Raw genomic sequence first — 2,931 nt, forward strand, 5'->3', positions numbered from 1 at the left:
GTCCGGGACGTTGGCCACCACCCCTCCCCCCACCACGGCCCTGGCGCGCTGGTTCACCGGCGACGCCGCCCCGCAGCGCCGTCTCGTCGTCTTCCCCCACGCCGGCGCGGGGGCCCTGTCCGGGCGGGTCTTCCAGGCCCCCGGCACGGAGGTCCTCGTCCACCGCCGCCCGGGGCGCGAGTCCCGCATGGCGGATCCCACGCCCGTGGACGTGCGCACCGGGGTGGCCGAGGCGCTCGAGCTGATGCTGCCCGTGCTCGACGCCGACGAGCTGCCCACCACCGTCCTGGGCCACTCCTTCGGGGCTCTGCTCGCCGCGGAGTTCGCCGCGGCCGTGGACCGCGAGCGTCCCGGCCGGCTGCGGCGGGTGGTGCTCTCCGCCAAGAGCGTCCCACCGGATCCCGATCCCGAACTCCGTGCCGTTCTGGAGGACGACGCCGCCCTGGCCGCGTGGCTCCAGGAGCTCGGGGGCACCCCGGAGGAGCTGCTGCGCGACCCTGATCTGCGGGCCATGGTCCTCGCCCCGCTGCGCGCGGATCTGCGGGCCTCGCTGTCCCACGACGCCGCTCCACCGCGGCTGCGCACCCCGCTGCTGCTCGTGTGCGCAGAGCAGGACCGCACGGCCTCGGCGCGGTCCATGGCCGGCTGGGCCCGGAGCACGGACGCGGAGTGCACCACGCTCACCGTCCCCGGTGGCCACCACGGCCTGCTCGAGCACCCCGAGCTGCTGCACCGGGCCCTGACTCAGACTGACGGGGGCACGAGGTGAACGCGGGAACCACCACTCTGCGGCAGCCGGTGTGGGCGGACCACCGACGCAGGGTCCCCGGAGCTCCGGCGGACCTCACCCTGCACGTGCTGCCCCTCGCGGAGTTCGCCCCCTGGGCCTTCTCGGCGTCAGGGTGTCTGAGCGAGCTCGAGCTCGCGCGGGCGGAGACCGTCCAGGAGGCCCGCGCCCGCGAACTGTTCACGGTGTCACGGGTGGCGCTGCGCCACGTCCTCGCGCACCGCCTGGGCTGCCGGCCCCACGAGGTGCCGGTGACCCACGACCCACGCACCGGCGCGCCGCGTCCGGTTCACGGCCGGGCGGCGTCGGTCTCCAGCGCGGACGACGCCGCCCCCCCGGCCCCCGCCGGCAGCGTCACCGGCTCCGTGTGGGCGCCCGTGCAGCCCGTCCACTTCTCCGTGTCGCGCACCGCGGGCGTGGTCGCGCTCGTCACGGCTCAGCGCCGCGTGGGCGTGGACGTGGAACGGATCCAGAGCGACGTGGAGGCGGGTGTGCTGCTCGACGTCCTGCACCCCGCAGACCGGGAGCGGCTCGCGAGGCTGCGCGGGCGGCGTCGGGCCGCGGACGTGACCCGGACCTGGGTGCGTGTGGAGGCGCTCGTGAAGGGGTGGGAGACCGGGCTGTCGCGTGACCCCGCGGGCATCCGCATCGGCCCGGCGGCGCGCGCCGACTACGGCCACGGGTGGACCGTGAGCGACGTGCGCACCCGCTCTGCGGAGAACGCCCGGCTGGCCGTGGCGTGGCAGACGGACCCCCGCCCGGTGGGCTGAGGGTCCGTCTGCAAGTCGGCTGCGGGGCCGGCTACCGCCGGGGCGTCTGCGCCCGACGCCGCGGGGGCGCCTTCTCGGGCGGCACGACCGCGGCGGCAGCTCCCTTGGACACCCTGGTGACCAGGCGCTCGAGCGGACCGTTGCCCACGGCCTGCTGCCAGGCCACCGCGAACAGCGCGGCGACGACCACCTGCACGATGAACCAGAACCAGGGCGTGGTGTCCGTCCACACGAACGCCAGCAGCACCAGGTGGCTCACGTAGAGCGTGAGGGTCATCGAGCCCATGGCGCCCAGCCAGGTCAGCCACTTGCCGATCACGCGGCACAGCAGCAGGAACGCGCCGAGGGCCACCATGGCCAGACCGGCGCTCTCCAGCAGCGCGAACGGGGTGTTGGTGTGCGGCCCGGAGAGCAGCAGCCACAGGTAGGACGTGTCCGGCAGCTGGGGGTCCGGACCGTAGACCTGGATGTTCCACACGTCGTCAGAGGTCATCCACGGAGTGGCCTCGATCAGGGCGTTCTCCAGCTCGAAGCGCATGAGCATCAGCATGGAGATCCCACGGGCCGCGGCCGCGACCACAGCGCCCACGATCACGAGCACCACCTGCACCCGGTCCCGGGACAGCGGCAGCCGGCCCAGGGCCATGCCCAGGCAGATGAACGTCATCCACGGCAGGGCGGGGTACGTTCCCGTGAGGAACAGCTCAGCCAGGACGGCCCCCGGATCGGTGAGCAGCTCGGCGAACCCGGGGTTGCCGTACACGTGCGCGGGCAGGACGGACAGGGACCACTGCATCACGAAGGGCATCACCACGGCGAAGACCGCCGAGGACACCAGCAGCCACCGCACGCTCAGCAGCGTGAACGGTATGGCCACCAGGAACATCAGGCCGTAGTAGATGAGGATGTTGTAGACCGGCAGCTCCAGCAGGTTGATGCTCAGCCCGATGAGGAACAGCACCAGCGCGCGCACCAGGATGGACACCCGTGCCCGCGCGCCGTCCCGGCCACGCCGCGGGTTGCGCCCCCCGGTCATGAACGCCAGGCTCACCCCGGCGAGGGTCGCGAACAGTGCCGCGGAGTGCCCCGCGAACAGCCGCCACTCCAGGGAGGGATTGCCCTCCACGTCCGCGACCGCGGGCAGCACGTGCACCGCGATCATGCCCACCAGGGCGAAGCCCCGGGCCACGTCCACACCCATGATGCGCCGCGTGGTGCGGCGCCCGTCCGCGCTGGACACGTTGCGGGTGGCCGCCCCCTGGCGCGGGGCGGAGGTGGAACGCGGGGGTGCGGTGACCACCGGGGTGGCCGAGGTCCACAGTCCGCTCTCCGCGGCGGTGCGGCCCTCGTCCCCGCGGTCCCCGAGCCACACCT

At 74.0% G+C, this 2,931-nt stretch carries 3 protein-coding genes; 2 read left to right on the plus strand and 1 reads right to left on the minus strand.

The genetic code is table 11. From position 1 onward, the window contains the following. Positions 1-769 (plus strand): thioesterase II family protein (locus D9R02_RS11590; protein WP_259463966.1); only part of this gene is annotated, 769 nt, incomplete at its 5' end. After that, positions 766-1,557, plus strand: coding sequence for a 4'-phosphopantetheinyl transferase family protein (locus tag D9R02_RS11595; protein ID WP_121566953.1), 792 nt, complete (start codon positions 766-768; stop codon positions 1,555-1,557). The genes D9R02_RS11590 and D9R02_RS11595, both read left to right, overlap by 4 nt. Before the next feature lie 31 nt (positions 1,558-1,588). Here the strand turns inward: D9R02_RS11595 and D9R02_RS11600 are convergent, their stop codons facing one another. Then, positions 1,589-2,929: a heparan-alpha-glucosaminide N-acetyltransferase domain-containing protein gene (locus D9R02_RS11600; protein WP_035884977.1), complete on the minus strand. Its 1,341-nt coding sequence runs from the start codon at positions 2,927-2,929 to the stop codon at positions 1,589-1,591. Positions 2,930-2,931: the final 2 nt, after the last annotated feature.

Source organism: Kocuria rhizophila (genome assembly GCF_003667225.1).
Taxonomy (GTDB): Bacteria; Actinomycetota; Actinomycetes; order Actinomycetales; family Micrococcaceae; genus Kocuria; species Kocuria rhizophila.